This is a genomic window from Nocardiopsis sp. MG754419 (assembly GCF_018207095.1).
Lineage (GTDB): Bacteria > Actinomycetota > Actinomycetes > Streptosporangiales > Streptosporangiaceae > Nocardiopsis.
Genome location: NZ_QOCZ01000400.1, coordinates 1 through 366, shown reverse-complemented (window position 1 = coordinate 366; position 366 = coordinate 1). Strand labels below are relative to the sequence as shown.

The 366-nt window shown below is 65.8% G+C and carries 1 pseudogene; it reads left to right on the top strand.

The features are described from left to right. Positions 1 to 366, top strand: a pseudogene (locus tag DSY14_RS28295) (5,10-methylene tetrahydromethanopterin reductase); the annotation flags it as partial.

Genomic DNA, 366 nt, shown 5'->3' with positions numbered 1-366 from the left:
CACGGCCAAGCCGACCAGGCCATCGTCGGCCTGGGCGGCCAGGTGTTCATGCGCAAGAACTCCCAGGACGCCATCAACGAATTCCGCCCCTACTTCGACAACGCGCCGGTCTATGGTGGTGGTCCCTCCCTGGAGGAGTTCACCCGGGAGACGCCGCTGACCGTGGGCAGTCCCCAGCAGGTCATCGACCGTACTCTGGGCTTCCGGGAGTTGTTCGGGGACTACCAGCGTCAGCTCTTCCTCATGGACCACGCCGGCCTTCCGCTCAAGACCGTCCTGGAGCAGTTGGACATCCTGGGCGAGGAGGTCGTCCCCGTCCTGAGGAAGGAGTTCGCCGCGAAGAAGCCGCCGCACGTGCCCGACGCA